Source organism: Streptomyces sp. NPDC046900 (genome assembly GCF_040644975.1).
Classification (GTDB): Bacteria; Actinomycetota; Actinomycetes; order Streptomycetales; family Streptomycetaceae; genus Streptomyces.
The window spans coordinates 1-3,334 of sequence record NZ_JBEYXD010000213.1 but is presented as its reverse complement, the minus strand read 5'-3'; the positions used below and the strand labels follow the sequence as shown (position 1 = coordinate 3,334).

2 protein-coding genes and 1 pseudogene are annotated in these 3,334 nt (G+C 71.6%); all 3 read left to right on the top strand.

The genetic code is table 11. The annotated features are described in order from the left end of the window. On the top strand, positions 1 to 378 hold a 378-nt coding region (locus ABZ904_RS50885), incomplete at its 5' end, for an alpha-glucosidase C-terminal domain-containing protein (RefSeq protein ID WP_361831124.1). 88 nt (positions 379 to 466) lie between these two features. Continuing rightward, positions 467 to 1,867, top strand: coding sequence for a phosphotransferase (locus ABZ904_RS50880; RefSeq protein ID WP_361006324.1), 1,401 nt, complete (start codon positions 467 to 469; stop codon positions 1,865 to 1,867). A 64-nt stretch (positions 1,868 to 1,931) separates the two neighbouring features. After that, positions 1,932 to 3,334 (top strand): annotated as a pseudogene (locus ABZ904_RS50875) (hypothetical protein); the annotation flags it as partial.

The following is a 3,334-nucleotide window of genomic DNA, read 5'->3' as shown; positions in this document are numbered from 1 at the left end:
CCGGTCTACGGCTACCAGGTCACCAATGTCGAGGCGTCGATGTCCTCGCCGTCCTCGCTGCTGCACTGGACCCGGCGGATGATCGAGATCCGCAAACAGAACCCGGCCTTCGGGCTGGGCTCCTACACGGAGTTGCCCTCCTCCAACCCGGCCGTGCTGGCGTTCCTGCGGGAGTACAAGGACGACCTGGTGCTGTGCGTGCACAACTTCTCCCGGTTCGCCCAGCCCACCGAACTGGACCTGCGCCACTTCAACGGCCGCCATCCCGTGGAACTGATCGGCGGAGTCCGCTTCCCCGCCATCGGCGAACTCCCCTACCTGCTCACCCTCGCAGGCCACGGCTTCTACTGGTTCCGACTCCGGAAGAACGTCGCGTAGTGGTCCCGGGCGGGGCGGTTTTCACCGTCCCGCCCGGGGCACGCAGGCAGTAGTACCCCGACCGCCCCCCGGGGAAAGGACGCACGCCATGTCGGAAGCCGTCACCCACCCCACCGCTACCCAGCCCGGTCTCCTCGCGTCCCTCGACCCGCTCCTGCGGGAGTGGCTGCCACGGCAGCGCTGGTTCGCGGGCAAGGGACGGCCGGTCACCGGGTTCTCCCTGGTGGCGGCCACCGAACTGCTGCCCTCCGGCGGTCCGCTCGGCCTGCTTCACCTGCTCGTACGGGCCCATCAGCCGGACGTCCCCGCCCAGAGCGCCGTACCCCACCCCGGTGACTGCTACCAGCTGCTCATCGGCGTACGCGAGGCGCTCCCGCCCCGCCTGGCGCCCGCGTTGATCGGACATCCCGGCGAAGGGCCCCTGGCCGGGCGGACGGTGTACGAGGCGCTGTACGACCCCCGGGCCACCGCCGTCCTCCTGGAGGCGCTCCGCACCAGGGCCCGCATCGGCCGGCTCCGCTTCGAGGGGGACACCCGCCAGCGGATAGGGGAAGGACTCGTCCCGCGGCTGGTGACCGCCGAGCAGTCCAACTCCTCCGTCGTTTACGGAGATACGTTCATCCTCAAGGTTCTGCGACGTGTCGTGCCAGGCACCAACCCCGACCTCGAGCTGCCGCTGGCGCTGGCGCACGAGGGCTGCGCCCAAGTGCCCGCGCCCGCCGGCTGGCTGCTCGCCGACCTCGACGGCCACGACGACTCGTACGTCCTCGGCGTGCTGCAGCCGTTTGTCCGGGGTGCGACGGACGGCTGGGAACTGGCGCTGCACGAGCCGGCCAAGGGCACGGACTTCGCACCGGAGGCGCGGGCGCTCGGCCGGGCGACGGCCGAGGTGCACACGGCACTGGCCCGCGCGCTGCCCACGGTCACCCTGGGACATCAGCGGATACGGCTGCTCGCCGACGGCATGATCCAGCATCTGGAGGCGGCGGCCCAGGCGGTGCCCGTGCTGCGGCCGTACGTGCCCGGGCTGCGGTCCGCGTTCGAGGCGCTCGCCGACCTCGCCGCCGAGGGACACACGTGGACCGCCCAGCGCATCCACGGCGATCTTCACCTGGGCCAGTGCCTGCGCTCGCCGTCCGGAGACTGGTCGCTGATCGACTTCGAGGGCGAACCGTCGAAACCGCTGGCGGAGCGCCGGATGCCGCAGCCGGCGGTGCGGGACGTCGCGGGCATGCTCCGCTCCTTCGACTACGCCGCGCACTCGGCCGTGCCGCCGTCACCGCAGTGGGCCGCCGCGTGCCGGGCAGCGTACTGCTCCGGATACGCGGAGGTCACCGGGCGCGACCCGCGCACCGACCCCGTGCTGCTGCGCGCGTACGAGACGGACAAGGCGGTCTACGAGGTGCTGTACGAGGCCCGGCACCGCCCCGACTGGCTGCCCGTGCCGATGGCGGCGATACGCCGCCTGTCCGCCGGCGCCACCACATGACCCACCACTCCGTGCCGAGGAGGCCCCGTCCGTGACCCCCCGTCCTCCGTCCGACGACGACATCATGAACAAGAACGGCGACGGTCCGAAGAAGACCGGTGTGAAGAAGGCGACCGCCGCGAAGAAGACGGCGACCGCGGCGGAAAAGTCGACGGCCGGCAAGAAGAAGGCGGTGGCGAAGAAAGCGGCGGCCGTGACTCCGAGGGCGCCGGCAGGGCTGAAGAAGGCCGCGGCCGGGAAGGCGGCTGCCGACGCGGAGGAACTCACGGCCGGCACGACGGCGGCGAAGAAGGCTCCGGCCAAGAAATCCGCTGCGCAGAAGACCGCCGCGAAGAAGACCACGGCCAAGAAGACCGCTGCCAAGAAGACCGCCGCGAAGAAGGTTCCGGCGAAGAAGATCGCCGCCCAGAAGACCGCCGCCGAACCCGTTTCCCGGAAGACCGCCGCGAAGAAGGTGGCCGTACGCGCGACTGTCCCGGAGCAGATCGCCGCGGAGGCAGCCGAGATGGCCGCACAAGCGACCGAGGCGGCCGCGACCGGAACGGTCGCGGAACCGCTCGCCACCGAGACGGTGGAGGTGGCCGTCTCCCCGGCCGTCGATGCCGGCGACCGCGAGCGGCTGCTCGGCGGCACGCACCACGACCCGCACTCGGTGCTCGGCGCCCACCGGGTGCCCGGTGGCGTCGCCGTCCGGGCCTTCCGGCCGTACGCGCTGTCCGTCACGGTCGTCGCCGGGCCCCTGCGGGCCGAGCTGCACGACGACGGCGATGGGTTCTTCTCGGGGCTGCTGCCGCTGAGCGACGTCCCCGCCTACCGGCTCGTCGTCGCCTACGAGGGGGCGGTCCAGGACACGGAGGACGCGTACGGCTTCCTGCCCACCCTCGGCGAGTTCGACCTGCATCTGATCGGCGAGGGGCGTCACGAGGAGCTCTGGACGGCGCTCGGCGCGCACCCGATGACCCACGAGGGCGTGACCGGCACCCGGTTCTCGGTGTGGGCGCCGAACGCGAGGGGCGTGCGCGTGGCCGGGAGCTTCAACTTCTGGGACGGCAGCGGCCACCCGATGCGCTCGCTCGGCTCGAGCGGCGTCTGGGAACTGTTCGTGCCGGGCATCGGCGAGGGCGAACTGTACAAGTTCGAGATCACCCGCCCGGACGGCTCCAGGACCCTGCGTGCCGACCCGCTGGCGCGCCGCACCGAGGCACCGCCGAACACGTCCTCGATCGTCACCGCCTCCCACTACGTGTGGGGGGACGAGGAGTGGCTGGCACAGCGTGCGGACTCTGCGGTGCACGAGGCGCCGTTCTCGGTGTACGAGATGCATCTGGGGTCCTGGCGGCCGGGCCTGACCTACCGGCAGCTGGCCGAACAGCTGCCCGGTTACGTGAAGGACCTGGGCTTCACCCATGTCGAGCTGATGCCGATCGCCGAGCACCCCTTCGGCGGCTCCTGGGGCTACCAGGTCAC